The sequence below is a fragment of the Micromonospora sp. NPDC049282 genome, assembly GCF_043197045.1.
GTDB lineage: Bacteria > Actinomycetota > Actinomycetes > Mycobacteriales > Micromonosporaceae > Micromonospora.
This window is the reverse complement of sequence record NZ_JBICSL010000008.1, coordinates 101,819-127,538: the sequence shown is the minus strand read 5'-3', so window position 1 is coordinate 127,538 and position 25,720 is coordinate 101,819. Positions and strand designations below refer to the sequence as shown.

Genomic DNA, 25,720 nt, shown 5'->3' with positions numbered 1-25,720 from the left:
GTCAGGCAGCTTCCGTGGTGAAGGCCTGGAAGGTTGCCACGTTGTCCGCCGGGTTCGCGTCCGGCTGAGGCACCATCCGGTCGGCTCGCACCTCGAGACTGATCTCGCCGAGGTCACCAACCGTGTCGCCCCAGTAGTCGAGGTGGAGGTCGAAGGTGCGCTCCTCGCCCTCCGCCATCGGACCGCCGGGCACACACTCGTGGCTGCACTCGTCGGTCCACGGCCAGCCGAAGCCCGGCGGCAGGCCGCGACCGGTGATCGTCACGCCCGAGTGGGGGGCGTCGGTGTGGGCGCTGACGGTCACCCGCACGGTGCCCGCGAACCAGCCGTCAGGCTGCCGCACCATGGTCAACGGACCGGCCACGGAGACGGACAGGTCGGGCTGGGTGTCCTGCACGTACGGCTGCGGGTCGGCGAGCGAGCCGGTGGTGGAGCGGAACCGGGTACGGAAACTCTCGTCGGTGACGGTCGTGCCGTCGACCGTCACGGCGAGCTGGCCGTTGCGGGCCTTCATGGCGTACGCCTGCACCGTGGTGAGGACCCAGAAGTCCACCCGGAAGCTGCGGTGCTCGCCCGGTTGGAGTTCGCCGCCCGGCACGTCGCACTCGACCCTGACCCGACCGTCCGGCAGGAAGTCGCCGCTGCTGTAGCAGCTCACGCCCCACTCCGCGTTCTGGTAGGAGCCGGGGATCGGCTCGGTGATCACGTAACGAGCGCGTCCTGGCTCGGTGCCGTTGTAGGTGAGGTCGACCTCCAGTGAGCCCCGGTAGCCGCGCTCAGTCGGCTCCAGCACGAGCCGGTCCGCCACGGTGGCGGTGGAGCCGGCGGCGGCGGCCTGGGCCGGCACCCCGACGAGTGCCAGGGACGCGGTCATCCCGAGTACGGCGGCCAGCATCCTGGACAGTGTGGTGCGCATGGTCCTCCCCGTGAACCCCGTTTTGAGGCGGATGGTCCGCCCCTCGCCACGGAGGGTGGCGAGCGCCCATGGTGGCAGAGGCGAGCGGGTCGCCGCTGCCCCATTTTCGTCGGCGGTCGCCCGACCGGTGATAGGGCGGCAGGTCAGCCGGCGGGGTGCTGCTCCGGTCGGAAGCCCTTGACGATCAGGTAGACGCCCAGCGAGAACTCCCACACCGCGATGGGCAGGGCCGCGACCGCGGTCACCGGGGACAGCCGGTCCCAGAGGTCGAACAGGACGCCGACGTCGGACGCGACGAGGAGGGGCGCTCCGATGAGCCCGAGCACCGGAAGTAGGCGCGGGACGAGGCGTGACTGGTACAGCAGGGATCCCAGCAACAGCGCGTTCACGGCCGGAATGAGGCTCTGGCTGAGCAGGAACATCGAGTCGTAGAGGGTGACAAGCGCCTGGCCGGTGAGCAGCGCGTCCGCTCCGACTCCGGCCCGCCGCAGCCCCACGATCGTCAGGATGCTCGCGACGCCGACGAAGATGCCGGCGGCCTCCAGGACCCGAGCGGCGACGAAGCCCAGCGCTCGGGCTTCGCCCTGCCGCCTGACCACCGGGAACAGCGCGACGGCGGTGCCGATGCAGGCGAGGGCGACGATCACCTCGAGGACCCCACCGACGACCACCGGGGTTTCCGACGTGGTGCCCACGATGTAGTCCGCGTCCCGTACCGGGCCGTACAGGGCGACGGTCGGGATCGAGATGAAGGTGAGCACGTAGAACCCGCCCGCGACCAGCGAGGTCTTCCGCAGTGAGTCCATCGGTGTCCCTTCCGCCGCCGTCGTCGTCCTATCGATGATGACGACTTGATCCCCGGTCGCGAATCGGCCGCTCGGGCATCCGCGCCGCGTCAGACGTCCCGGTGGGTGTTAACCGGGGCCCCTTCCTATGCCGGATGCGTTAACAAGGGGCCCCGCCTTTCAGGCGTAGCCTGACCACGATGAGCCGTGCGACGGAGGAGTCCAACCGGGCCATGCTGCGGGCCCGGGACGCCATGGACCGGGCGTACGCACAGCCGCTGGACATCCCCGCGCTGGCCCGGATCGCGCACGTGTCCGAGGCGCACTTCATCCGCACCTTCCACGCCACGTTCGGCGAGACCCCGCACCGCTACCTGCAACGCCGGCGGATCGAGCGGGCCATGTCGTTGCTGTTGGAGACCGACCGGGACGTCACCGACATCTGCCTGGCCGTCGGCTTCACCAGCCTCGGCACGTTCAGCCGGACGTTCCGCGGGATCGTCGGCCAGTCGCCCCGCGACTTCCGGCGGCACCGGTCCGCCGCCGCGAACGTGCCGAGCTGCTTCGCCAAGTCCTGGACCAGACCGAGCAGTTTTGGATAAGCAGCAGGTCAGGGCATTGCTCTAGCGTCGACGGCATGACGATGACTTCGATTTCCCGCTCGCAGATCTATGTGCTCGACCAGGACGAGGCGCTCGACTTCTACGTCGGCAAGCTGGGCATGGAGGTGAACACCGACCAGGATCTCGGCTTCATGCGCTGGCTCACGGTGAACGTGCCGGGCGACGTCGAACGGGAGATCCTGCTGGAGAAGCCGGGCCCGCCGGCGCTGGACCCGAAGACCGCGGAGCAGGTCCGGGAGCTGCTCACCAAGGGCGCCACCGGCGGCTTCCTGTTCCTCACCACCGACGACGCCCACAAGGCGTACGCGGACCTGGTCGCCAAGGGTGTGGAGGTCACCGACGAGCCGACCGACCGGCCGTACGGGATCGATTTCGGTATCCGCGACCCGTTCGGCAACCGGATCCGGATCGGCCAGATGCACCCCCGCGAGCAGTGGGCGAACGGCTGACCACGGGGCAGCGGTGATCAGGGGGGGGCCGGATAGATTCGGCTCTCCCGATCATGGTGAGGTGACCGATGGCGAGCCGCCTGTTGTTCCTGGCCCGGCACGGCGAGCAGGAGGAGACCGGGACGGAGGCCCCGGAGGTCGGCCTGTCGGCGCGGGGCCGCATGCAGGCGACGCTGCTAGGTGAGCGGCTGCGCGGGGCGCGGATCGACGCCGTGCACCACGGGCCGCTGGCCCGGGCGGCGGAGACCGCCGCGCTTGTCGCCGCCGAGATGCCCGGTGTCCCGGTGCACTCCGACGACCGCGCCGGCGACCACATGCCGCACGACACCGACCCGGCCGGCCTGCCCGAGCGCCACGCGGCGTTCCTCGCCCAGTTCACCGAACGGGAGCGGCGGGACGGGCCGCGCGTGACCGCGGGAGCGGTGGCCCGGTTCGCCACCGCCCCCGCCGAGGGCGACGTCCGCGAGCTGGTGGTCACCCACAACTTCCTGGTGGCCTGGCTGGTGCGCCACGCGCTGGAGGCGCCGGCACACCGGTGGATCGGGCTCAACCACGCCAACTGCGCGCTGACCGTGATCCGCTACAGCGACGGCGGCCCCCCTACGGTGGTCGCCCTGAACGACGCCGCCCACCTGCCGCCCGAGCTGCGCGCCACCGGCCTGCCCGACGACTACCGGTTCTAGCCGGCGCCGTGCCGGGCCCCGGCGTCGGTCAGCCGCGCAGCTTCACCACGGCCTCGGCGACGGCGCGCGCGGACTGCGGGTTCTGGCCGGTGACCAGGCGGCCGTCGACCACCACGTGCTCGGTGAAGTTCGGCGCGGGGACGTGCTGCGCGCCGGCCTCGGTGAGCTTGTCGGCGAGCAGGAACGGCACCACGTCGGTGAGGCCGACGGCGGCCTCCTCGTCGTTGGTGAAGCCGGCCACCCGCTTACCGGCGATCAGGCGCGAGCCGTCGGAGAGGGTGAGGTTCACCAGCGCCGACGGGCCGTGGCAGACGGCGGCGACCACGCCGCCGCGCTCGTGGACCGAGCGGGCGATCCGGGCCAGGTCCGGGTCGTCGGGGAAGTCCCACATGGTGCCGTGACCGCCGGCGAAGACGATCACGTCGTACCCGGCCGGGTCGACGTCGGCGGCCTTCGGGGTGTCCGTCACGCCGGCGGTGGCCAGGAAGTCGTTCTGGGTCTTGTCGTCGGCGTCCCGCCCGTCGGTCGGCGGCTCCCCGCCGGCCACCGACACCAGGTCGACGTCGTACCCGGCGGCCCGGAAGACCTCCCACGGCTCGGCGGCCTCACCGACGTAGTAGCCGGTCTTGCGGCCGGTGTCGCCGAGTTCGGAGTGGCTGGTCAGAGCGATCAGTGCACGAGTCATGTCACCATGCTTGCGCGCCGAGACACAGCCGACCAGGAGGCAAGCGTCACGTCGACGACAGGTTTGCCGAGGTGAGGATGCCCCCTGGATCGGCGCGGTCAGCCGGTGGCGCGGGTGAGCAGGCCGACCACCTCGGCGGTGGCGGCGGGCGGGGTGGCCTGCGGCGGGCAGTCCACGTAGCCGACGCTGGTCGGGCCGACGGTGAGGCGGTAGCTGAACGCGTCGGCGCACATGGTGGCCGGCACGGTGACGGCCGCCTCGGCGGCGAGCCGCGGGTCGGCGGCGAGCTGTCGCAGTCGGTCGAGGTCCGGCTCGGCGAGCCGGCCGTCGCGGGCGGCGCCGGCCCGGTCGGTCTTCGTCCAGCTGCCGTCCGGCCGCACGGTGATGGTGTCGGTCAGGCCGGCGATGCCGCCCGAGCGCACGAGCACCACCTCGACGCCGGGCAGCTTGGTGACGGCCGGGCCGACGGGCGCCAGGGTGTCGACCCGGGCGCAGCCGGCGAGCGGGGTGAGGATGACGGCGGCGGCGGCCGCCACGGCGGGGGCTGCTCTCATACCCGATCGGACGCGCGACGGGGCCACCCGGTTCCGGACCACCGCGTCTCCCTCATCCGTTCGGTCAGTGTCTAAGACGGGAAACCGCCGCCCTCTTTCACGCCCATCGATGTCTCAGCTATATCTACATCAGTGACTACCCCCGTCACAACATCTCCTTGCAGGAGGGCACGTGAAAAGAACCGTCGCCGCCGTCAGCGCAGCGCTGCTCACCAGCGGCGTGCTGGCATGCGTCACCACCACGGCGCAAGCGGCCGCGCCCAACGCCCCCAGTCCCGAGCCCGCCGCGGCGGCCCGGGCCGACAGCCTGATCCGTACCAACCCCGGCGCCGTCCAGGGCGCCGGCGGGGAGGCCTACCGGGCCGTCCGCACCAAGGTCGACCCCTCCGGGGCGGCGCACACCCGCTACACCCGGACCTACCAGGGCCTGCGGGTGTACGGCGGTGACTTCGTCGTCCACACCGCCCCCGACGGCACCCTGACCGGCACCTCGGTCGGCCTGTCCGCCCCGCTCACCCTCGGCACCACCGCCAAGGTCGGCGCGGCCGCGGCCAAGTCCAGCGCGCGCAAGGCGTTCACCGGCAGCCTCACCTCCGTCGGCGCGCCCGAGCTGTTCGTCGACGCCAGCAGCGGCAAGGGCCGGCTGGCCTGGGAGACCGTCGCCACCGGCTGGAAGGCGGACAAGCAGACGCCGTCGAAGCTGCACGTCGTCACCGACGCCACCACCGGCAAGGTGATCGGCTCGTACGACGAGATCGAGTCGGTGGTCGGCAGCGGCCAGGGCATCTACACCGGCTCGGTCAGCATCGACACGACGCTCTCCGGCAGCACCTACCAGATGATCGACCCGTCGCACGGCAACGGCCGTACCTGCGACATGAACAACGGCACGTCCACCTGCACCACCTTCACCGACGCCGACAACGCGTGGGGCACCGGCGCCAACTCCAACCGGCAGTCCGCCGCGGTGGACGCCCACTTCGGCGCCGCGAAGACGTTCGACTACTTCAAGAACGTGCACGGGCGCAACGGCATCTTCGGCAACGGCCAGGGCGTGCCGAGCCGGGTGCACTACGGCAACAACTACGTCAACGCGTTCTGGGACGGCGCCCAGATGACCTACGGCGACGGGTCGAGCAACTCCCGCCCGCTGGTCTCGCTGGACGTGGCCGGGCACGAGATGAGCCACGGCGTCACCGAGGCGCTGTCCGGCCTGGTCTACTCCGGCGAGTCCGGTGGCCTGAACGAGTCCACCAGCGACATCTTCGGCAACATGATGGAGTTCTACGCCGCCGCGCCGAGCGACCCGGGCGACTACCAGGTCGGCGAGAAGATCAACATCAACGGCAACGGTACGCCGCTGCGCTACATGTACAACCCGTCGCTGGACGGCTCGTCCGACTCCTGCTGGTCCACCAGCACGAAGAACAAGGACGTGCACTACTCCTCCGGCGTCGGCAACCACTTCTACTTCAACCTCGCCGAGGGCACCGGCGCCACCTCGTACGGCACCTCGCCGGTCTGCGGTTCGGCCCCGGCGGTGACCGGCATCGGCCGGGCCAAGGCGGAGAAGATCTGGTACCGGGCGCTCGACGTGTACTTCACCTCGAACACCTCGTACGTCAACAACACCACGCCGTCGAACACCGCCCGGGCGTACACCCTCAAGGCGGCGACCGACCTGTACGGCAACTGCTCCACCGAGTACAAGACCGTCCAGGCGGCGTGGACCGCGGTGAACGTGGCCGGCAACGACGCGCCGTGCAGCTCCACCGGCAACGACTTCTCCGTGTCGCTCTCCCCGACCTCGGGGTCGGTGACCCAGGGCGGTTCCGTCTCCGCCACCGTCGCCACCGCCACCACCAGCGGGACCGCGCAGACCGTGACGTTCTCCGCGTCCGGCCTGCCGACCGGCGCCACCGCGTCGTTCAGCCCCGCCTCGGTGACCTCGGGCGGCTCGTCCACGCTCACCATCGCCACCAGCGCCAGCACCCCGACCGGCACCTACTCGGTGACGGTCACCGGCAATGCGACGTCCGGGGCCAAGACCGCCTCGTACTCGCTGACGGTCACCGGCACCGGCGGTGGCTGCACCGGCGCCGGCCAGAAGCTCGGCAACCCGGGCTTCGAGTCCGGAAACACCGGCTGGACCACCACCTCCGGCGTGATCGGGCAGTACGGCTCGCAGGGCCAGCCGACCCACGGCGGGACCTGGAACGCGTGGCTGAACGGCTACGGCACCACCCGTACCGACACGCTGGCGCAGTCGGTGAGCCTGCCGTCGGGCTGCTCGACCTACAACTTCAGCTTCTGGTTGCACATCGACTCGGCGGAGAGCACGTCGAGCGTGCAGTACGACAAGCTGAACGTGCAGGTGCTCAACTCGTCCGGCTCCGTGCTGGCGACGCTGGCGACCTACTCGAACCTGAACAAGGCCACCGGCTACACCCAGCGGTCGTTCTCCCTGGCCTCGTACGCCGGGCAGACGGTCACGCTGAAGTTCACCGGCACCGAGGACGCGTCGCTGCAGACCTCGTTCGTCGTCGACGACACCGCGGTCAACGTCTCCTGACCTGACCGCCCGACCCCGGGGCCCGGCGGCCACCCCACGTGGGTGGTCACCGGGCCCCGCCCGTTACGGTCGGGCCCATGTCCGACGCGGAGTTGACCGTCACCGTGACCGGCCCGGTGGCGACCGTGGTGATCCACAACCCGGCCCGCCGCAACGCCATGACCCCGGCCATGTGGCGCCGGCTCCCGGTGCTGCTCGACAACCTGGAGGACGACCCGGCGGTGCGGGTGCTGGTGCTCACCGGCGCCGGCGGCACGTTCTGCGCCGGTGCCGACCTCGGTGACCTGGACGAGCTGCTGGCCGCCGGTGACGGCAGCATCGCGGTGGCCGCCGAGGAACGGCTCGCCGCGTTCGGCCGCCCCACCGTCGCCGCCGTCGAGGGTGCCTGCGTCGGCGGCGGCTGCCAGCTCGCCGTCGCCTGCGACCTGCGCCTCGCCGCGGCGGACGCCCGGTTCGGCGTACCGCCGGCGCGCCTCGGCCTGGTCTATCCCGCGCCGACCACCCGCCGGCTGGCCCGACTGGTCGGGCCGGCCGCGGCCAAGCACCTGCTCTTCACCGGCGACCTCGTCGACGCCGAGCGCGCACTGCGGATCGGCCTGATCGACGAGGTGCTCCCGGCCGCCGCGCTCGCCGACCGGGTGGCGGCGCTGACCGCCACCGTGGCCGAGCGCTCCCGGCTCACCGTGACCGCCGCCAAGGAGATCGTCGACGGGCGCGCCGACGCCGACCGGATCGCCTGGTGGTACGCCCAGGTGCGGGAGAGCGGCGAGGCCCGCGAGGGGGTGGCGGCGGCCAACGAGCGCCGACCGCCGCGCTTCGACTGGGCCCCGCCACCGGGTCCGTCGCCGTTCGGGTGCACCTGATGTCGCTCTGGCAACCACAGGCGCACCCAAACCCTCCGGGACACCGCCGAGATCTGTGGTCAGCGCGCGGATCGGCTCTCGCTGACGTGTGAGAGCAGTTCATCGACCGACCACTGGTCGGAGGCGTGTTCGCCGTGTTTCGCAGCGAGCACCCGGCCGTCGGGGGCGATCAGGAAGTCGGCCGGCAGCCCGAGCCGCCCGCCGTGCGGGGTGCGGGACGGGAGCCGCTCCCGGCCGTGCAGCACCTGCCAGGTGCCGCTCGCCACGGCGCGCGGGATCGGCAGCCAGGCGCGCGGGTCCAGCAGCGCCCGCCGCGAGGACTCCACGCCGAACTCCCGGTAGAGCCGCCGGTCGGGATCGGCCACCACCGCGAACGGCAGGTCGGCGACGTGCTCCCGGAGCTCGTCGGCGGGGGAGTGGAAGAGCACCACCTCGCGGACGCCGGCTGCCTCGATCTCGGCGTGCCGGCGGACGATCGAGCGTAGGTGGAGGTTGCAGACCGGACAGCCGGCGAACCGTCGGAACTGGAGGTGGACCAGGCGGGTGGGGTCCGGCAGGGCGAGCTCGGCGCCGGTGACGCTGGTCAGGTGGCGGAGGGTGACGACGTCCATGAGCTCTCCCGTTATAGGCGTACGATGTACTCCTACAACCGTAGGCGTATCTTGTACGCTGTCAAGGCCATGCCCCGTCCCCGTTCCCTGACCCCCGCCCAGCTCGCCGACGCCGCGCTCGCGGTACTCGACCGGGACAATCTTCCCGGCCTCACCATGCGGGCGGTCGGCGCGGAGCTCGGCACCAGCACGATGGCCCTCTACCGCTACGTCGCCGACCGCGACGAGCTGGAGGCGCTGGTCGTCGAGCGGGTCCTCGACGGGGTGGACATGCGCCCCCCGACCGACGTGCCGTGGCCGGACGGCATCCGGGCACTGGTCGACCGGGTGCGCGTTGCGGTCGGCGCCCATCCGGCCGTGGTGCCGTTGCTCCCCGCGCACCGGCACCGCTCGCCCGGGATCCTGCGCTGGGGCGAGGCGGCGCTCGCCGTGCTGACCCGGGCCGGCTTCGCCGGCACCCGGCGAGTGGTCGCGTTCCGCGCCCTGCTCGCGTACGTGGTCGGGGCGATCCAGATGGAGCACCTCGGCGGGCTGGGCGGCCCCGGCACGGCGGTCATCGCCGCACTTCCCCGGGAGGAGTTCCCGCTGCTGGCCGAGACCGCACGCGCGGCCGCCGCGGTCGGCCCGGACGACGAGTTCGGTGGTGGACTCGACCTCCTGCTCGACGGGCTCGCCCGCCAGCTCGCCCGGCGACCGTCGGGGCCCGGCGACCGGTGACGGTGGGGCCGGCGGGCGCCGCGCCGGAGGCGTACCCCGGCACCGCCCCCTGTGCCCGCCGGCCGTCCGTCACCGCGCCAGCGTCACCCAGCCCGGGGTCGCCGGCTCCCGCCGCAGCGGCATGCCCGCCTCGGCCGGGGTCCGGTCGCCCTTGCGCTGGTTGCACGCATAGCAGGCGGCGGTGGTGTTCCCCCAGGTGTTCCGGCCACCGCGCGAGCGGGGCAGGACGTGGTCGATCGTGCTGGCCGGGCCGTCGCAGTAGGCGCACCGCCGCCGTCGCGGGCCAGCACCCCGGCCCGGGACCAGGCCGGGCCGGTGCGGAACCGCCAGCGCGTCACCACGTACCGGACGAGGCGGACCACCCGCGGCAGCGGGAAGACGCCGATCAGCCGGTCCGGCTCGGCCTCGTGGATCTCGGCGACCCGGCGGCAGAGCATCCGGATCGCGTGCTTGACGGTGACCCGGTGCAGCGGGCCGAGGTCGGCGTTGACGACGAGGACGGCGTCCACCGGGTTCTCCCTTCACGATCGGTGGTGGCGACGAAAAAGCCGCCCGGTCCACGGGACCGGGCGGCGACGACGGGGCGCGTGGACGCGCGTCAGTCGGGCCTTCCGAGCCATGGACCGTGTTCCCGACAACCGTCGCCGAGCAGCCACGAGGTCATCGTGGTGGCGGATCGCAGCGACATTGACGGCTCCTGGAACGGTGGTTGACCTTGCGCGTTCACGGTAGATCCACGCCGGAGACGCGAGCAACGTATTTCGATCCGCCGTCGGACGGTGTCCGCTGCCGCCCGGCGCGCCCGGCCCGGCGGGCGGCGGCGAGCGGGCGGTCGATCCGGGCGCTCATCTGCACCACCAGCTCGCTCTCCAGCAGCGGCCGGTTCACCTCGGCGGCCACCGACAGCGTCGGGGTGGAGATCGACCGCCAGATGGCGGTGAGTCCGGCGCCGAGGCCGACAAGCGCCACCGCGGTCCGGGTGGTGGGGGAGCCGGCCGCCGCCGCGGTGCTCACCCCGACCACCGCCAGGAGCACCACCAGCAGCGGCGCAAGCACCGGCCAGAAGATGCCCCGGGCCGCCTGCGCCACCAGCTTCCGGTCCCGGATGACGACGTTGCGGGCCACCACCGCCCAGTTCTCCTCGTCCAGCAGGTCGCGCGGGTGCAGGCCGCCGGTGAGCACGTCCTGCCACAGGTCGCCCTGGTTGCGCAGCTCGCGGGCCAGCTCTGCGAGCCCGGCCTCCCCGGGGTCGCCGACCGTGGCCCGGCCGACCGCGCCGGTCCAGGCGGACAGCGAACGGCGCACCACCGCCGCCGAGTACGGCGGCAGCACGCTTGCCAGCTCGTCCAGCCACCGGCTGAGCTGGACCTGACGCCCGCCGAAGCGTTGGACCAGCTCGGCGGCGTCGCCGCGCCGGACCGTGTCGGCGAGCGAGCGGCCGAGCCGGTACGCCACCCCCACCCGGTGGTTGGTCGCCATGGTCCAGCGCAGCACCTCGACGTTCAGCTCGTCGAGGGCGAGCAGCAGCGGCTCCCGGTCCGCCCCGACCGCCCGCCGCGCGGCGTCGGTCGACGGCAGCACGCGGCCGGTCGGGGTCAGCGGGGCGATCTGGGCGAGTGCCACGTCGACGCCGTCGAGGTGCATGCCGAGCCGGTGCCGTCCCGGCATCTCGGTCAGGTTGGACAGTTTCGCCGGAGCGGTCGCCGGCCGCTCCCCGTCCTCGGCCAGGTCGGCGGTCTGCGCGTGGTGGTAGGCGTCCGCCATGGACCAGCCGAGGCGCAGCGCGGTGACCACGGCGGTCCGCTCGTCCTGCCGGTCCTCCGTCCGCGTCGCGGTGCCCACCGCTTGACTTTATGCGTTTTATGACCGTTTATCGGCGGTTCGCGCCAGCAGTCCGCGTGGGCGGATCGAGCGCACCGGCTCGGCCGCCGCGCCCTCGGCACGCAGGATGTGGTTCGCCGCGATGATCCCGGTGGCCGCCGAACGCTCCATCAACGCGCTCGGGAACTCGGTGCGGATCCCGTCCCCGGCCAGGTACAGCCCCGGCGCGTCGGTGCGTACCCCGGGGCGGCCGGCGTGGCTGCCCGGCGTGAACGCCGGGGCCTGCGCCTCGACCCGGGCGCGCAACTCGCGGACCCGCAGCTCGGCGACCTCCGGCCAGAGCGCGGTCAGCTCCCGCAGCATCCGCGCGGCCAGCTCGTCCGCCGGCACGTCCGGCTCACAGGCGTACGCGTGCAACTCCACCACCGAGCCGCCGGTGCGCTCCGCCCAGCGGCGCGGCTCGGCCTCCAGCCGGTGGTAGAGCGTCACCGAGTCCAGCGTCGGCTGGCGGGACACGCCGCTGAACACCGCCCGCTCCGGGCGGACGTCCCCGTCCATCCAGTAGCGCGCCACCGCGTACGGCGGCCCGGGCCGGCCGAACGCGGGCATCCGCGCCACCAGCTCGGGCGCCGCCGCGACCAGGCCGGGGGAGGCGGCGACCAGCCCGGCGAGCGCCGGCGGGTCGACGGCGAGCACCACGTGCCCGGCCGCCCAGGTGTCGCCGTCCGCGCCGGTCACCCGCCAGCCCTCCGGCGTACGGTCCAGGCGGGCCGCCGGGGCGCCGGTCAGCACCCGGCCACCGTGCTTCTCCACGTGCCGGGTGAGCGGCTCCCAGATCGCCGTCGCGTAGTCCTGGTCCGGGCAGTCGAAGGCCAACCCCTCCGGGTTGCCGAGCAGATAGAAGTGGAACTGCGCGATCATCTCGGCGGCCGACATCTCCGCCTCGTGGTTGAAGAACGAGTGCGAGAAGACCTCGAAGAGCATCGCCCGGGCCCGGTCCGGCAGCCGCAGCGAGGTGAGCAGCTCGTCCGCGGTCCGCTCGTCGAACTCCGCGTAGGTGCGCTCCGGATCGTAGGTGAGCAGCGGAAGCGCGGCGTCCCGGTCCATCGCGCGCAGGTCGGCCAGGCGCAGGCTCGGGCTGCGCAGCAGCAACGCCAGCAGGTTGGCCGGCGGGGCCGGCGGCAGCTTGCCGAACTCCTCGGCCGGCCACTGCGCGGACAGGATCGGATAGCCCGGGATCGGCTTGAGGAAACCCAGCGTCGGGTCGACCCGGCGCAGGATCGACCGCCAGTTCCAGTACTGCCGGAAGAACGCGTGGAAGCCGTGCTCGTTGAGCTGGGCGCCGTCGGGCAGTTCCTCGGGCCAGGCGCCGAGCCGGCCACCGAGGTGCGGCGCGGCCTCCAGCACGGTCACCGCCACCCCGCGTTCGGCCAGCACCACCGCCGCCGACATGCCCGCGATTCCGCCGCCCACCACGAGCGCCGACGTCGGCCGCGGCACGCGGGGCGCGCCACCGCCGCCCGGGTCCACCACGTGCTCACGTACGCCGATGAGTCGACCAACCACTCGCGACAGCCCCACGCCCCACCCTCCGCTCAACCGGTGCCCCCCAGTGTCCCCGAGAGGTAAGGAAGGGCCCCCTGTCAACGCATTCGGATGTGGCGGGGCCCCGCTTGACGCGGCAGGCCCCGCGCGCGGACGCGGGGCGTCAAGCGGGGCGTCTTCCTCTACCGGAGGCGTTGACAGGGGGCCCCTCCTTTCACCCCGGGCGGGGGCGGTCGGAGGGAGGCCAGACGTAGTCCAGGTCGGCGGGGGTGTCCGGGAAGAGGGGGGTGTAGTGGGCGGGGTCCTTGCGCAGCAGCGAGGACCGGTGGCTGCGGTGCAGGTCGTCGCGGCCCAGCCAGGGCGGCAGGTCGCCGGCGGCGGCCAACTCGTCCTGGGTCCGGATCGTCGTGATGCCGCAGGCGGCGGCGAGGTCGGTGGCGAGCGTGGCCGCGCAGGTGTCCGCCCGACCGGGCTCGCACCACACCGCACACATGTCGAGCCCGTAGCGGGTCAGCGCCTCCTCGTACCCGGCCCACATCTTCACCGCGGGATGGTGGCGCCAGCCGTAGTCCGATCGGGTCAGACCGCGCAGCACCTGGATGGCCTCCACGCGCTGCTTGCCCAGCCGTTTCTGGTCCAGGGTCCGGGCGCTGGCCAGGAAGTCCGGATACGGCAGGAACGTCTGCATGCCGGTGCTCTACCCGTCCCCGACGGCGCCATGCGTTCAAGATCGAAGGGGGCTGCGCCCACCGCGAGCGGCTGACTACGATCCGGGCATGGCCGAGCCCCTGCGTGACCGTGCGCGCCGCGCGACCGGGTGGCGGTTCCGGCCGAACGGGGACGAACGACCCCATTACGTGGTCTGCGGCTCGGACCCGGTGGCCTACTGGGTGGTCCGGGCGCTGCTCGCCACCGACCCGGCCGCCGGTCAGGTCCGGGTCACACTTGTGGTGCCGGAGCGCCGCCGCTCCGACGGCCCGGACGGGCGGGACGTGCCCGGCGTACGCGTGGTCCTGGCGGACCGGCTCGACGAGGCCGCGTTCCGCCGGGCCGGGCTGGCCGACGCGGCCGGGCTGGCGCTGCTGCACCAGGACGACGTGGGCAACATGCACGCGGCGCTCTGCGCGCAGGAGGTCGAGCCCCGGTTGCGCCTGGTGGTGCGGATGTACAACACCAACCTGGCGGACGGGCTGCGGCAGCTCTTCCCCGACTCGGCGATCATCTCCGACGCCTCGATGGCCGCGCCCGCCTTCGTCGCCGCCGCGCTGGGCGAGCTGGCGCCGACCCACTTCCGGCACGCCGGCCGCACGCTCTACGTGGCCCGCCGCACCGACGTACGCCCGCAGGACGTGGTCTGCGGGCTGGCCGTCACCACCGATCCGGAGCTGGTCCGGGTGCTGCCCGCCGACGAGGCCGCGGCCGACGTGGTGCTGGCCGAGGCGACCGGCCGGCCGCCCGGCACCGAGCTGGCCGCCCGCCGGCTGGTGCGGGCCCGGCGACGCCGGCAGCCGGTGGAGGTGCTGCTGCGCGCCGTCCGCAGCTTCGCCACCCGCAAGATCGGCATCGCGGTGCTGGTGCTGCTCGGGGTGATCGCGGTGCTGGGTTGGCTCAACGCGCGGGCCGCCGGCGTCGACTGGGGCGAGGCGCTCTATCTCACCCTGGTCACCACGCTCAGCGGCCAGGACCCGGACGTGAACAAGCCGGCCGCCGCCCAGGTGATGCAGGTGGTGCTCAACCTGGCCGGGCTGGCGCTGATCCCGCTGATCACGGCCGCCGTGGTCGACGGCATCGTCAACGCCCGGCTGGCCCTGCACGCCGGCCGGATCCAACCCGACCGCTCCGGGCACGTGGTGGTGGTCGGGCTGGGCAACATCGGCACCCGGGTGATGGCCCAGCTGCACGACTTCGGCGTCGAGGTGGTGGCCATCGACAAGAATCCCGACGCGCGCGGCGCCGCGCTGGCGCACCGGCTGGGCGTGCCGGTGATCGTCGGGGACGCCGGCCTGGAGGAGACGCTCCGCTCCGCCTCGGTCGACACCAGCCAGGCGCTGGTGGTGGTCTCCACCGACGACGGGGCGAACCTGCGCGCCGCGCTGATCGCCCGCTCCCTCGACCCCGACCTGCGGGTGGTGCTGCGGCTGTTCGACGGCGACTTCGCCGAGCGGATCCAGCAGGCGTTCGGCATCGGCATCTCGCGCAGCGTCTCCTACCTGGCCGCGCCGTCGTTCGCGGCGGCCCTGCTGGACCGCGCGGTGATCGCCACCATCCCGGTGGACCGGCACGCGTTGCTGGTCACCGAGGTGCCGGTGGTGGCCGGCTCCCCACTGGACGGGCGCCCGCTCGGCGCGGTGGCCCGCCCCGGCGAGGTGCGCCTCCTCGCGCACACCCGGACCGGGCAGAAGGCCGACTGGTCGGTCGACCCGCGGGTGGTGCTGAACGCCGGGGACCGGCTGACCGTGGTGGCCCGGCGGGCCGGGTTGACCGCCCTGTTGCGGGAGACCACGCCCGCGCCGACCGGGCCGCCCATCCCGCGTGAGCCGGCGGAGTGACGCTCCTCAGCGGTGGCGGAACGCGTACCAGAGCGCGCCGAGGGCGAGCACGCCGAACCCGGCGAGCACGCTGGCCGGCGGCAGGCTGACCGCGAGCACCAGGCAGCCGACCAGCCCCAGCGCGGCGAGCAGCGACGGGCCGAGCGTCAGCGCCGCCGCGTTGGTGATCGCGTAGTAGACCAGCACGGTGCAGCTGGAGAAGCCGATCGCGCCCCGGACGTCGCCGAGCGCCACCACCACGATCACCACGGCGGCCACGGCCAGCTCGGCCCGGTGCGGCACCCGGTGGCGCGGGTGCACGGCGGCCAGCGCGCCCGGCAGGTCGCGACGGCGGGCCATCGCCAGCGTGGTGCGGCCGACGCCGGCGAGCAGGGAGAGCAGCACCCCGGTCACCGCGACGGCGGCTCCGGCCCGCACCAGCCAGGCCAGCCCGGGCCGGCCGGCCGCGGTCACCACGTCGACCAGCGGGGCCGCCGAGGCGGCGAGCCGGCCGGGGCCGAGCACGCCGAGCGCGACCACGGCCAGCGTCAGATAGACCGCCAGCACCGCGCCGAGCGCCAGCGGCACCGCGCGGGGGATGGTGCGTTCCGGGTCGCGGACCTCCTCGCCGAGCGTGGCGATCCGCGCGTACCCGGCGAAGGCGAAGAAGAGCAGGCCGGCGGCGGTGAGCACGCCGTGCGTCCCGACGTCGGCGAGACCGGTGAGCCGGTCGGCCGCCACCCGCGGCGCGCCGGTCACCGCCACCACGGCCAGCACGGTGAGCACCACCGCGACCAGCACCCGGGTGGCGGCCGCGGTCTTGCCGATTCCGCGCAGGTTCACCGCGGTCACCGCCACCACCGCGAGGACCGCGACGAGCCGCGCCCGCCCCGGCCACAGGTAGGCCCCGATGGTCAGCGCCATGGCCGCGCAACTCGCCGTCTTGCCGACCACGAACCCCCACCCGGCGACGAAGCCGGCGAACGGGTGCAGCCGCTCCCGGCCGTAGACGTAGGTGCCGCCGGACTCCGGGTAGCGGGCGGCGAGCCGCGCCGAGCTGGTGGCGTTGCAGAACGCGATGAAGCCGGCCAGCGCGAGCGCGACCAGCAGTCCGGCGCCGCCGGCCGCCGACGCGGCCGGGGCGAAGACCACGAAGACGCCCGCGCCGAGCATCGAGCCCAGACCGATGACCACCGCATCGGGTACGCCGAGTCGCCGCGCCAGCCCTTCCACACCGGCAGCCTAGGGCCCCGGGGTGAGCACCGGGTGGATCAGTCCGGGGCGGACCAGCCGACCGGCCGGGTCCAGCCGCCCAGCCGGCCGGGCAGCGGCAGGTCGTCCCAGGGCACCCGGTGCAGCAGCCGGTCCAGCAGCAGCCCGAGCAGCAACCCGGCGATCGAGTCGGTGATCCAGTGCCAGCCGAGATAGACGGTGGTGCAGAAGACCACCGCCGGCGGCGCCACCCGCACCACGGTGACCAGCCGGGGCGGTACGGCGCGGCCGACCGTACGCAGCAGCGGGGCCAGCAGCAGGGCGAGCACGCCGTACCAGACGATCGCGTTGGCCACGTGCCCGGACGGGTACGACTGGGCGAAGCGCACCGGCAGCTCGTGCTGGAACAGCGGGAGCGTCTGCTCGGGCGGCAGGAACGGCTCCTTGACGCTGGCGCTGGGCGCCGGCCGGGCGGTCCACACCTTCAGCGGGCCGATCGTGAAGAACGTCAGCACGAACGCCGTCACCGGCGGCAGCACCGCCCGCACCGAGCGCAGCCGCAGCGCCAGCAGCACACCCAGCCCGGCCGCCAGCAGCGTCAGCGGGGTGCCCTGGCCGAGCAGGTTGAGCGCCATGGCGATCCACCGGGCGGCGGTCGGCCGGTGCGCGGCCGACCAGTCGGCGACCGCCCGGTCCAGCCCGAACAGGTGACCGGAGGCGAGCGTCACGGTCAGCGCCACCAGCGCGGCGAGCAGCAGCCCGTCGAACCACCACCCGGCCGGTCGGACGGGCCGCAGCCGCAGGTCGCGGCGTACCCCTGAGGTCTGGCGCACGCGACCACGCTACCGGCCGCCGGCGACGGCCCGGCCGTGCGGGCGTCGGCGGTCTGTGTGCCGAACCACGAAGGGAAGCACTTGGGGGAGCCAGCGGTCACACTGGTTGCCGTGCGGATCACTTCGGCTCTCGTCGACCCGGCGCTGCTCGACCTCCCCTGGTCGACCCCGCTGGAGCAGTGGCCTGCCGAGCACCTGGTGGCGCTGCCCCAGGGCATCTCCCGGCACATCGTGCGGTTCGTCCGGCTCGGCGACTACGTCTACGCGGTGAAGGAGACCGGCGAACGGGTCGCCGAGCGCGAGTACGACCTGCTGCGGGCGCTGGAGCGGATCGACTTCCCGTCGGTCGAGGCGATCGCGATCGTGGCCGACCGGCAGACCGACGACGGTGAGCCGCTCGACCCGGTGCTGATCACCCGGCACCTCCAGTTCTCGCTGCCCTACCGCGCGCTGTTCTCCAACACGCTGCGCCCGGAGACGATGAACCGGCTGCTGGACGCGCTGGCCGCACTGATCGTGCGGATGCACCTGACCGGCTTCTTCTGGGGCGACTGTTCGCTGTCGAACACGCTGTTCCGGCGGGACGCGGGCGCGTTCGCCGCCTACCTGGTGGACGCCGAGACCGGGGCGCTGCACCCGTCGCTCTCCAACGGCCAGCGCGGCGAGGACCTGGAGATCGCCCGGGTCAACATCTTCGGCGAGGCGCTCGACCTCCAGGCCGCCGGCCTGCTGCACGAGTCGATCGACCCGGAGGTGGTCTGCGAGGAGGTCGTACGGCGCTACGAGCGGCTCTGGCACGAGATCACCTACGAGCAGCAGGTCGAGCGCGCCGCCCGGCACGACATCGAGGGGCGCATCCGCCGCCTCAACGAGCTGGGCTTCGACGTCGCCGAGGTGGCCATGTCGACTGTCGACAACGGGCGCTACCTGGTGCGGCCCAAGGTGGTCGACGCCGGCTACCACACCCGGCGGCTGCTGCGGCTCACCGGCCTGGACGCCGAGGAGAACCAGGCCCGCAAGCTCCTCAACGACCTGGACGCCTACCGGGTGGAGAGCGACCTGACGGACGAGCAGCAGGCGGCGCACCGCTGGCTGACCGAGGTCTTCGAGCCGGTGGTCCGGGCGGTGCCGGGACACCTCCGGCGCAAGCTGGAGCCGCAGGAGTTGTTCGCCCAGATCATCGAGCACAAGTGGCTGCTCTCCGAGCAGGCCGGCCGCGACGTCGGAATGCGCCGGGCCGTGCACTCCTACCTGGCCGACGTGCTGGTGCACCGCCCGGACGAGCAGGCCGTGCTGGGCGTCGAGGTCCCCACCGCCTGACCTCCGTCTCGCCCGTGGCCCCGGCCGGGCTTCGGATCGATTCGCCCGGCTCACTCCACCCAGTCGCCGGCGCGCATCACCCGCACCACGTTCAGGTCGTCGTCGAGCACCACCAGGTCGGCGCGCAGGCCGGTGCGCAGCGCGCCCACCCGGTCGCCCAGGCCGAGGGCGCGGGCGGGGGTGGTGGCGGCCATGCGGCAGGCGTCCGGCATCGCCACGCCGGTGCCGACCGCGTGCCGCAGGGCGGCGTCCATGGTGAGCGTGCTGCCGGCGATCGCGCCGCTGCGGCTGAGCCGGGCCACGCCGTCGGCCACGGTGACCGCCTGGCCGCCCAGCTCGTAGTCACCGTCGGGCATGCCGGCGGCGGCCATCGCGTCGGTGACCAGCGCGGCCCGCTCCGGGCCGGCCACGGAGGTGGCGAAGCCGAGCATGCCGTCGTGCAGGTGCACCCCGTCGGCGACCAGCTCGCAGACCACGTTCGGGGCCTCCAGCAGCGCCACCACCGGGCCGGGCTCGCGGTGGTGCACCGGGCGCATCCCGTTGAACAGGTGGGTGCCGACGCTCGCGCCGGCGGCCACCGCCGCGCGGGTCTGCTCCCAGGTGGCGTCCGTGTGGCCGACCGCCGCCACCACGCCGTTCGCCACCAGCAGCTCGATCGCCGCCGTCGCGCCCGCGCGCTCGGGAGCGAGCGTGACCATCCGCACCGCGCCGCCGCCCAGCTCGATCAGCTCGGTCAGCTCGTCGGTGGACGGGTCGCGCAGGAACTCCGGGTTCTGCGCGCCGCAGCGGTCGGTGGACAGGTAGGGGCCCTCGAAGTGCAGGCCGGCGAGCACACCGGACTCGACCAGCGGGCGGAACGCGGCGGTGGCGTCCCGCATCAGCGCGAACGGGGAGCTGACCAGGCTGGCCAGCAGCGTGGTGGTGCCGTGGCCGAGGTGGAACTCGGCGGCCTGCCGGGCGGAGTCCGGGTCGCCTGTGGTGAACGTGTGGCCGCCGCCGCCGTGGGTGTGCATGTCCACGAAGCCGGGCACGATCCAGTGGCCGTCGCGCACCGAGGGGTATTCGGCGACCGCGGTGATCCGGCCGTCCGAGATCTCCACGCAGCCCTGCCGGATGACGCCGGTCGGGGTCACCACCTTGCCGGTCACGCGCCGGGTCATCGACTCTCCTTCGCCAGGGTGTCCAGGGCCAGCAGGGCGGCGCCGAGGCAGCCGGCCTCGTCGCCGAGGGCGGCCGCGACCAGGCGCGGCTCGCGGTGGAAGGTCAGCCGTTCGCGCAGCGCGTCACGCAGCGGGTCGAACAGTCGGGGGCCGGCCTGGGCCAGGCCGCCGCCGATCACCACGGTCGCCACGTCGAACAGCGCCTGCCCGGTGGCGAGACCGTCGGCGAGCGCCTCGACCGCCTCCCGCCAGACCTCGCCGGCGAACCGCTCGCCGGCCGCCGCCCGGTCGGCCACCTCGGCCGCGGTCGCCGGCGTGCCGGCCAGCTCGGTGTAACGGCGGCCGATCGCCGAGGCCGAGGCCACCGCCTCCAGGCAGCCGGCGCGGCCGCAGCCGCAGCGCGGGCCGCCCGGGCGTACCAGGATGTGGCCGATCTCCCCGGCGGCGCCGTGCGCGCCGGTGGCGGCCGAACCGTCGACCACGTGCGCGGCGGCGATGCCGGTGCCGATCGCGACGAAGAGCACGTGGCCGGCGTCCCGGCCGGCGCCGAGCCGGGCCTCGGCCAGGCCGCCCACCCGCACGTCGTGGCCGAGCGCCGCGGGCAGGTCCAGGCGCGTGGCCGCCAGTTCCCGCAGGGGTACGTCCCGGAAGCCGACGTTCGCCGACCAGACCGCCACCCCGCGCGTCTCGTCGACCACCCCGGGTACGGCGATGCCGCAGGCCACCGGTGTGAGACCGGCGGCGTGTGCCTTGCCGGCCAGCCCTTCGGCCACGTTCAGGATGGTGCCGACCACGGCGTCCGGCCCGCGCTGCGCTTCGGTGGCGTGCCGTTCGGCGTGCACGGTCGTGCCGTCCGGCCGGACCAGGGCGCACTTCATCCCGGTGCCGCCCACGTCCAGCGCGACGACGACCTCGTCGCGGGAGGTCACGCGAGAACCACGGACCGGGTCAGGTGCCGGGGCGCGTCGGGGTCGAGGCCGCGGCTGGTGGCCAGCGCGACGGCGAACCGCTGGGCCAGGATCAGGTCGGCCATCGGGTCGACCGGGTTACGCCCGGCCGCCCAACTGGTCAGCACCGTGCGGCAGCCGTGCGTGCGGCTGTGCGCGAACGCGGCGCCGGTGGCCGCCACGTCCTCCGCCAGCCCGTCCGGGATCCCGCCGAACGCCCAGACCAGCCGGCCCGGGGCGGCGATCGAGATGGGGCCGTGCCGGTAGTCCATGGCCGGGTACGCCTCGGCCCAGAACGTGGCGGCCTCGCGGCACTTCAGCGCGGCCTCCTGGGCCAGCCCGACGGTCCAGCCGCGACCGAGGAAGGTGACCTGCTCGATGCGGGCCGGGTCGATCGGCAGCGGCGCCCGGACGGCCACCTCGGCGTCGGCGGCCAGCCGGCCGAGGTCCTCGCCGAGGTGGGCGCGGAGCAGCGCGAGCGCGGTGGTGGCGAAGCGGGTCTGCACGACCGAGCGCTCGTCGGCGAAGGGCAGCGCTACGGCGGCGTCGGCCAGCGGGACGGCGGGCGAGTCCGGATCGCCGACCAGGACCGTGGTGGGGATCCGCCCGCGCAGCGCGGCGAGCAGGTCGAGGACCTCGGTGGTGGTGCCGGAGCGGGTGATCGCGATGAGCCGGTCGTACCGGCGGCCGGTGGGGAACTCGCTGGCCTGGAAGGCGTCCGTCTCGCCCTGGCCGGTGCTCTCGCGGAGCCCGGCGTACGCCGCCGCCATGAACCACGACGTGCCGCAGCCGACCACGGCGACCCGCTCGCCGGGGCGCGGCAGGTGCTCGGCGACGGTCGGCGCGAGCCGGGCCGCCTCACGCCAGCAGTCGGGCTGGCTCGCGATCTCCGCGTGCACGTACGCCATGACAACTCCTCGCCAAGGGAGGCCTTGCGCAATACGGCGCGATAGGGCCTTCTTTCGCGCGTCATTCTGCGCGAAGTGGGGCGGGCGTGGCAACCGTCTCCCGGTTCGCGCAGAGCAGGGTTTTGCGCAGACCTAGTTTTGCGCACTACTGTGCACGCAACCAATCACCGTACGTGCACAGTCAGGGGAGGCCCCCGCGGTGGACCGCTACGCGCGTTGGAACGCGTTGCTCGAGATGCTGACCGACAGCGGCCGGGTCAGCGTCGAGGAGGCGGCCGAGCGGCTCGAGGTCTCCCAGGCCACCATCCGGCGGGACTTCGACCAGCTCGCCCAGCAGCAGATGATCACGCGGACCCGGGGTGGCGCGGTCGCCAACGGCGTCTCGTACGACCTGCCGCTGCGCTACAAGACGGCCAAGCACTCGGCGGAGAAGCAGCGGATCGGCGCGGCTGCCGCCGCGCTGGTCTCCCCGGGCACCGTGGTCGGCCTGAACGGCGGCACCACCAGCACCGAGGTGGCCCGGGCCCTGGCCGTCCGCCCGGACCTCAACACCAGCGCCGAGGGCGCCCAGCTCACCGTGGTCACCAACGCGTTGAACATCGCCAACGAACTGCTGGTCCGCTCGCGGATGAAGGTGGTGGTGGCCGGCGGCGTGGTCCGGCCGAAGTCGTTCGAGCTGGTCGGTCCGCTGGGCGGGGCGTTGCTGCGCGAGGTCACGCTGGACGTCGCGCTGCTCGGCGTGGACGCGATCGACCCGCAGCTCGGCGCCGCCGCGCACCACGAGGGTGAGGCGGCCATGAACAGCCTGATGGTGGCGCGCGCGAAGCGGGTCGTGGTCATCGCCGACTCGTCCAAGCTGGGCGGGCACGCGTTCGCCCGGATCTGCCCGGTCGACCGGGTGGAGACGCTGGTGACGGACTCCGGCGCGGACCCCGCGGTGGTGCAGGCGTTCCGCGACGCCGGCGTGCACGTCGTCTGCGCCTGAGAGTGACACGCCGATCGCGTATACATACCGGGTATTGCCTTCCGCTGCATACCGCGTATGGTGTCGCTGTCGCCTAACTCATCGGGGGAGGTCAGCTGTGTCGGCTGTCCTGGAGATCGAAGGTCTCCGCAAGACGTACCGGAGCCGGAAACGCGGGGTCCGCCACGCGCTCGACGGCTTCGACATGCGGGTCGAGGCCGGCCAGGTGCACGGCTTCCTCGGCCCCAACGGATCCGGCAAGACCACCACGCTGCGTACGCTGCTCGGGCTGATCCGGCCCAACGGCGGCCGGATGGCCATCCTCGGCCAGGAGCTGCCGCGGGCGTTGCCGGCGGTCGCCGGTCAGGTCGGCGCCATCGTGGAGAGCCCGCAGTTCTTCCCGCACTTCACCGCGCGGGACACCCTCGGCCTGCTCGCCCGGGCCGGCGAGCTGCCGCAGCGGCGGGTCGACGAGGTGCTGGAGCAGGTCGGACTGCGGGACCGCGCGACCGAGCGGGTGAAGACCTACTCGCTCGGCATGAAGCAGCGGCTCGCCGTGGCGTCCGCACTGCTCAAGGAACCGAAGCTGCTGATCCTGGACGAGCCGGCAAACGGCCTCGACCCGGGCGGCATCCGGGAGATGCGCCGGCTCATGCGCGAGCTGGCCGAGTCCGGGATGACCGTGGTGCTCTCCAGCCACATCCTCGGCGAGATCCAGCTCATCTGCGACTCGGTCACCATCATCTCGCTCGGCCGGCGGGTCGCGTTCGGGCCGGTCGAGCAGGTGCTCGCGGCGCACTCCCAGGGCAGCGTCCGGGTCCGGCTGGAGGCGGTCACCGACCTGCCCCAGGCGGCGGAGACGCTGACCCGCTCCGGGATCCGCGTCGCCGCCACCGAGCCCGACCACCTGATGCTGGCCGGCGTCGACAAGCCGGCCGTGGTCAGCCGGATGCTCGCCGAGCAGGGCCTCTACGTCAGCGAGCTCACCCCGGTCGCGGTCGACCTGGAGAGCGTGTTCCTCGAACTGACCGCCACCGCGCCGGTCCCCGGCCAGAACCGTCAGGTCGATCAGTCCGCCAAGGTCGACCAGACCGGCACCGCAGGAGGTTGGGGCGCATGAGCCTGTTCGTCACCGAGCTGCGCCGGCTCGCCAAGCGCCGGCTCACCCGGCTCATGCTCGTCCTGCTGGTGCTCGGGCTCGCCACCGTGGCCACCGCGTTCAGCTTCTCCAGCCACAAGCTCTCACCGGAGGTGGTGGCCGCCGCGCAGGCCGAGTCCGACACCCAGTACAAGCAGTCGGTCCAGGAGTGGCAGCGCACCGTGACCGAGTGCGAGGCCGCCCAGGCCCGGGGCGAGCAGACCGAGGAGCGGTACGGTCCGAACTGCGGCAAGGACTTCCAGCCGCAGCCGGAGATGTTCGACCCGAAGTGGAACCTGCCCTACCAGTTCGACTTCCGGGCCGAGTTCCCCACGTTCATCGCCGTGTTCGCCGGTGCGGTGGCGCTCTTCGCGTTCATCGTCGGCGCGTCCTTCGTGGGCGCCGAGTGGAGCAGCGGCGGGATGATGAACCTGCTTCTCTGGCGGCCGAAGCGGCTGGCCGTGCTGGGCACCAAGCTGGCCGCGCTGCTCACCACCGTGCTCGGGTTGAGCGTCGTGCTGGGCGCGTTGTGGACGGCGGCGTTCTGGCTGATCGGCACGTCCCGTGGCACCACCGCGAAGATGACCGCCGGGGCGTGGCGCTCGATCGGTCTGGACGGCCTGCGGGCGGTGGCGCTGATCCTGGTCGTCGGCGCGGTCGCCTACGCGCTCGCCTCGTTGGGCCGGCACACCGCGATGGCGCTGGGCGCGGCGGTGGCGCTGTTCGCGATCAGCGAGATCGGCATCCGGATCGCGGTCGGCGTGTTGTCGGTGCCGTTCGGCGAACGCTACGTGCTCTCCACGTACGCCCAGTCGTGGTTCATGAAGCAGGCGGAGCTGTTCGACTACGACGCCTGCGAGTTCGCCAGGGGCGCCTGCGAGCCGGCCAAGTACGTGGTCACCTGGGAGCAGTCCGCCGTGGTGTTCGGCCTCGGCACGGTGGCGGTCCTGGTCGCCGCGTTCGCGACGATGCGTAAGCGGGACATCGCCTGACGAGGTCCGCGCCGCCGGCCGGACGCCGGCGGCGCGGACCACGCGTCCGGTGCGGCCGGGGGCGGCCCTGGTTACGCTGGGGTCCCCCCGGCCGGCACGTCTTTCGCGCCGGTCATCCGCCGTCGGAGAGGAGCGCCATGTCCGCCGACGCCACCGACCGGGCCGCCGTCGACGAGTCGGCCACGACCCGGGGTACGCGCCGCGGCGCCGGCGTCTCCGTGCCCCCGCCCCGCCCCGCGCCGCCGGTCGAGTCCACCCCGCCGGCCGAGCAGGTCTCCCCGCGAGAGCCCGTCCCGCCGACCGAGCAGGTCTCCCCGCACGAGTCCGCGCCGCCGGCCGAGTCCCCGCCGGCCGGTGGGCTCACCGAGCGGGAGCGGCGGATCCTCGACTTCGAGTCGCAGTGGTGGAAGCACGCCGGCGCCAAGGAGCAGGCCATCCGGGACACGTTCGGTCTCTCCGCGACGCGTTACTACCAGCTGCTCAACGCGTTGCTGGATCATCCGGCCGCGCTGGCCGCCGAGCCGCTGCTGATCGGGCGCCTGCGCCGGCTCCGCTCGTCGCGGGCCCGCAACCGTCGGCGCTGACCGGCCTCACTTCTCGTACGTGCGCAGCCCGTTGCCGATGGCGAAGAAGGTCGGTGCCCACTCGCCGATGAAGATGCCCCAGCGGTCCGCCCGTGCCACGCCGGCGCGTTCCAGGTTCTTGGAGAGAAACCAACTGGTGAACGAGAGTCCGATACTGACGAATCCGGCCAGGTAGGCGTGTTCCGCGCGCATTCCCGACTCGTGCAACCGCTCCAACATTGCGATCCCCCTGCCACGGTCCGATCAGGTCGAGGCCGACGCTACCGAATGTGCCGGCACGATGACCGGGAGTTGGCCGGATGCGCGGCAT

26 protein-coding genes and 1 pseudogene are annotated in these 25,720 nt (G+C 73.4%); 12 read left to right on the top strand and 15 right to left on the bottom strand.

Features of this window, described 5'->3' with window-relative positions; all coding sequences use genetic code 11:
- Nucleotide 1: 1 nt before the first annotated feature.
- Together ACGFI2_RS15420 and ACGFI2_RS15415 are read right to left on the bottom strand one after the other, a co-directional pair.
- The gene (locus tag ACGFI2_RS15420) at nucleotides 2-916 is read right to left on the bottom strand and encodes a hypothetical protein (protein ID WP_393516577.1); all 915 of its coding nucleotides are present in this window, start codon (nucleotides 914-916) and stop codon (nucleotides 2-4) included.
- 143 nt (nucleotides 917-1,059) lie between these two features.
- A complete protein-coding gene (locus ACGFI2_RS15415; protein WP_393516574.1) occupies nucleotides 1,060-1,722 on the bottom strand; it encodes a DUF4386 domain-containing protein in 663 nt (220 codons plus the stop codon).
- 179 nt (nucleotides 1,723-1,901) lie between these two features.
- Here ACGFI2_RS15415 and ACGFI2_RS15410 point away from each other — a divergent pair, with 179 nt between their 5' ends.
- The 3 genes from ACGFI2_RS15410 (at nucleotide 1,902) to ACGFI2_RS15400 (ending at nucleotide 3,456) form a co-directional block, all read left to right on the top strand.
- Nucleotides 1,902-2,303 carry a helix-turn-helix domain-containing protein gene (locus tag ACGFI2_RS15410; protein ID WP_393516571.1) on the top strand — a complete coding sequence of 134 codons (402 nt, stop codon included), beginning with the start codon at nucleotides 1,902-1,904 and terminating at the stop codon, nucleotides 2,301-2,303.
- A gap of 35 nt (nucleotides 2,304-2,338) precedes the next feature.
- Entirely contained in the window at nucleotides 2,339-2,773 is a 435-nt protein-coding gene (locus ACGFI2_RS15405) for a VOC family protein (protein WP_393516568.1), read from the top strand.
- Nucleotides 2,774-2,841: 68 nt separating this feature from the next.
- Nucleotides 2,842-3,456, top strand: coding sequence for a histidine phosphatase family protein (locus tag ACGFI2_RS15400; RefSeq protein WP_393516566.1), 615 nt, complete (start codon nucleotides 2,842-2,844; stop codon nucleotides 3,454-3,456).
- 28 nt (nucleotides 3,457-3,484) lie between these two features.
- Here the strand turns inward: ACGFI2_RS15400 and ACGFI2_RS15395 are convergent, their stop codons facing one another.
- Both ACGFI2_RS15395 and ACGFI2_RS15390 read right to left on the bottom strand, forming a co-directional pair.
- Complete coding sequence (locus ACGFI2_RS15395) at nucleotides 3,485-4,141, bottom strand: type 1 glutamine amidotransferase domain-containing protein (protein ID WP_393516564.1); 657 nt, start codon at nucleotides 4,139-4,141, stop codon at nucleotides 3,485-3,487.
- 98 nt (nucleotides 4,142-4,239) lie between these two features.
- Complete coding sequence (locus ACGFI2_RS15390) at nucleotides 4,240-4,695, bottom strand: hypothetical protein (protein ID WP_393516561.1); 456 nt, start codon at nucleotides 4,693-4,695, stop codon at nucleotides 4,240-4,242.
- A 172-nt stretch (nucleotides 4,696-4,867) separates the two neighbouring features.
- Here ACGFI2_RS15390 and ACGFI2_RS15385 point away from each other — a divergent pair, with 172 nt between their 5' ends.
- The gene (locus tag ACGFI2_RS15385) at nucleotides 4,868-7,267 is read left to right on the top strand and encodes a M4 family metallopeptidase (protein WP_393516558.1); all 2,400 of its coding nucleotides are present in this window, start codon (nucleotides 4,868-4,870) and stop codon (nucleotides 7,265-7,267) included.
- A 77-nt stretch (nucleotides 7,268-7,344) separates the two neighbouring features.
- Complete coding sequence (locus ACGFI2_RS15380) at nucleotides 7,345-8,130, top strand: enoyl-CoA hydratase/isomerase family protein (protein WP_393516555.1); 786 nt, start codon at nucleotides 7,345-7,347, stop codon at nucleotides 8,128-8,130.
- 59 nt (nucleotides 8,131-8,189) lie between these two features.
- Here ACGFI2_RS15380 and ACGFI2_RS15375 read toward each other — a convergent pair whose 3' ends face one another.
- Entirely contained in the window at nucleotides 8,190-8,741 is a 552-nt protein-coding gene (locus ACGFI2_RS15375) for a peroxiredoxin-like family protein (protein WP_393516552.1), read from the bottom strand.
- A 69-nt stretch (nucleotides 8,742-8,810) separates the two neighbouring features.
- On the opposite strand from ACGFI2_RS15375, the gene ACGFI2_RS15370 reads away from it, so the two are divergent.
- Nucleotides 8,811-9,458, top strand: coding sequence for a TetR/AcrR family transcriptional regulator (locus ACGFI2_RS15370; protein ID WP_393516549.1), 648 nt, complete (start codon nucleotides 8,811-8,813; stop codon nucleotides 9,456-9,458).
- A 69-nt stretch (nucleotides 9,459-9,527) separates the two neighbouring features.
- Here the strand turns inward: ACGFI2_RS15370 and ACGFI2_RS15365 are convergent.
- The 4 genes and pseudogenes from ACGFI2_RS15365 to ACGFI2_RS15350 form a co-directional block, all read right to left on the bottom strand.
- A pseudogene (locus ACGFI2_RS15365) lies at nucleotides 9,528-9,967 on the bottom strand (HNH endonuclease).
- A 214-nt stretch (nucleotides 9,968-10,181) separates the two neighbouring features.
- Complete coding sequence (locus ACGFI2_RS15360; RefSeq protein WP_393516546.1) at nucleotides 10,182-11,300, bottom strand: hypothetical protein; 1,119 nt, start codon at nucleotides 11,298-11,300, stop codon at nucleotides 10,182-10,184.
- A gap of 18 nt (nucleotides 11,301-11,318) precedes the next feature.
- The gene (locus ACGFI2_RS15355; RefSeq protein WP_393516543.1) at nucleotides 11,319-12,860 is read right to left on the bottom strand and encodes an FAD-dependent oxidoreductase; all 1,542 of its coding nucleotides are present in this window, start codon (nucleotides 12,858-12,860) and stop codon (nucleotides 11,319-11,321) included.
- Nucleotides 12,861-13,038: 178 nt separating this feature from the next.
- Nucleotides 13,039-13,512, bottom strand: coding sequence for an MSMEG_6728 family protein (locus tag ACGFI2_RS15350; RefSeq protein WP_393516540.1), 474 nt, complete (start codon nucleotides 13,510-13,512; stop codon nucleotides 13,039-13,041).
- 88 nt (nucleotides 13,513-13,600) lie between these two features.
- Here ACGFI2_RS15350 and ACGFI2_RS15345 point away from each other — a divergent pair, with 88 nt between their 5' ends.
- The gene (locus ACGFI2_RS15345) at nucleotides 13,601-15,373 is read left to right on the top strand and encodes a potassium channel family protein (RefSeq protein ID WP_393516537.1); all 1,773 of its coding nucleotides are present in this window, start codon (nucleotides 13,601-13,603) and stop codon (nucleotides 15,371-15,373) included.
- A 6-nt stretch (nucleotides 15,374-15,379) separates the two neighbouring features.
- Here the strand turns inward: ACGFI2_RS15345 and ACGFI2_RS15340 are convergent, their stop codons facing one another.
- Together ACGFI2_RS15340 and ACGFI2_RS15335 are read right to left on the bottom strand one after the other, a co-directional pair.
- The gene (locus ACGFI2_RS15340) at nucleotides 15,380-16,585 is read right to left on the bottom strand and encodes an APC family permease (protein WP_393516535.1); all 1,206 of its coding nucleotides are present in this window, start codon (nucleotides 16,583-16,585) and stop codon (nucleotides 15,380-15,382) included.
- A 38-nt stretch (nucleotides 16,586-16,623) separates the two neighbouring features.
- Nucleotides 16,624-17,367 carry a phosphatase PAP2 family protein gene (locus ACGFI2_RS15335; protein ID WP_393516930.1) on the bottom strand — a complete coding sequence of 248 codons (744 nt, stop codon included), beginning with the start codon at nucleotides 17,365-17,367 and terminating at the stop codon, nucleotides 16,624-16,626.
- A 141-nt stretch (nucleotides 17,368-17,508) separates the two neighbouring features.
- Between ACGFI2_RS15335 and ACGFI2_RS15330 the strand changes: the two genes are divergently transcribed.
- Nucleotides 17,509-18,717: a DUF4032 domain-containing protein gene (locus ACGFI2_RS15330; protein WP_393516532.1), complete on the top strand. Its 1,209-nt coding sequence runs from the start codon at nucleotides 17,509-17,511 to the stop codon at nucleotides 18,715-18,717.
- A 50-nt stretch (nucleotides 18,718-18,767) separates the two neighbouring features.
- On the opposite strand, the gene nagA is transcribed toward ACGFI2_RS15330, so the two are convergent.
- The 3 genes from nagA to ACGFI2_RS15315 are packed head-to-tail and all read right to left on the bottom strand — an operon-like array spanning nucleotide 18,768 to nucleotide 21,732.
- Nucleotides 18,768-19,877: an N-acetylglucosamine-6-phosphate deacetylase gene (gene nagA, locus ACGFI2_RS15325; RefSeq protein WP_393516530.1), complete on the bottom strand. Its 1,110-nt coding sequence runs from the start codon at nucleotides 19,875-19,877 to the stop codon at nucleotides 18,768-18,770.
- Complete coding sequence (locus ACGFI2_RS15320) at nucleotides 19,874-20,806, bottom strand: ROK family protein (RefSeq protein WP_393516527.1); 933 nt, start codon at nucleotides 20,804-20,806, stop codon at nucleotides 19,874-19,876. Before ACGFI2_RS15320 ends, nagA begins: the two co-directional genes overlap by 4 nt.
- Nucleotides 20,803-21,732, bottom strand: coding sequence for an SIS domain-containing protein (locus ACGFI2_RS15315; RefSeq protein WP_393516524.1), 930 nt, complete (start codon nucleotides 21,730-21,732; stop codon nucleotides 20,803-20,805). Before ACGFI2_RS15315 ends, ACGFI2_RS15320 begins: the two co-directional genes overlap by 4 nt.
- 199 nt (nucleotides 21,733-21,931) lie before the next feature.
- On the opposite strand from ACGFI2_RS15315, the gene ACGFI2_RS15310 reads away from it, so the two are divergent.
- From ACGFI2_RS15310 to ACGFI2_RS15295, 4 genes are all read left to right on the top strand, one after another.
- Nucleotides 21,932-22,717, top strand: coding sequence for a DeoR/GlpR family DNA-binding transcription regulator (locus tag ACGFI2_RS15310; protein WP_393516521.1), 786 nt, complete (start codon nucleotides 21,932-21,934; stop codon nucleotides 22,715-22,717).
- Nucleotides 22,718-22,814: 97 nt separating this feature from the next.
- Nucleotides 22,815-23,816, top strand: a complete 1,002-nt coding sequence (locus ACGFI2_RS15305) for an ATP-binding cassette domain-containing protein (protein WP_393516518.1) — start codon at nucleotides 22,815-22,817, stop codon at nucleotides 23,814-23,816.
- On the top strand, nucleotides 23,813-24,826 hold the full coding sequence (locus ACGFI2_RS15300) for an ABC transporter permease subunit (protein ID WP_393516515.1): 1,014 nt from the start codon (nucleotides 23,813-23,815) through the stop codon (nucleotides 24,824-24,826). The genes ACGFI2_RS15305 and ACGFI2_RS15300 overlap by 4 nt, the downstream gene beginning before the upstream one ends.
- 137 nt (nucleotides 24,827-24,963) lie before the next feature.
- Entirely contained in the window at nucleotides 24,964-25,410 is a 447-nt protein-coding gene (locus tag ACGFI2_RS15295) for a DUF3263 domain-containing protein (protein ID WP_393516512.1), read from the top strand.
- A 6-nt stretch (nucleotides 25,411-25,416) separates the two neighbouring features.
- Here ACGFI2_RS15295 and ACGFI2_RS15290 read toward each other — a convergent pair whose 3' ends face one another.
- Entirely contained in the window at nucleotides 25,417-25,629 is a 213-nt protein-coding gene (locus ACGFI2_RS15290) for a hypothetical protein (RefSeq protein ID WP_393516509.1), read from the bottom strand.
- Between the last annotated feature and the right edge of the window lie 91 nt (nucleotides 25,630-25,720).